Below are 289 nucleotides of genomic sequence, written 5' to 3' on the forward strand. Positions count from 1 at the left end.
AGCGCTTTCATTTGTGAAACTGTAGCACCAGCATTGGCGGCACGTGTTACTGCTAATTTTCGCAAGCCATGTGCTGACTTTTTTATACCTGCAGCATTACAGGCTTCACGAAATAGGTTGCCAAAACTTTCTTTCACGAGCTTATTTCCACTTTTACCACAAATGAATGTTTCATCTCCTATAGGACCAATTTGAAGAGTTTCTGTAAGTTCTGGTAAAATAGGGAGAAAAACATCCGTTTTAAATTGGCTCTTTTCTGTTTTAAGATGGATGATATTATCTTTAACGT

1 pseudogene is annotated in these 289 nt (G+C 37.7%); it reads right to left on the minus strand.

What is annotated here, in order from left to right:
- Positions 1-289 (minus strand): annotated as a pseudogene (locus tag ACFINO_RS11455) (integrase); the annotation flags it as partial.

The organism is Bartonella sp. AA83SXKL, from assembly GCF_042196965.1.
Taxonomy (GTDB): Bacteria; Pseudomonadota; Alphaproteobacteria; order Rhizobiales; family Rhizobiaceae; genus Bartonella.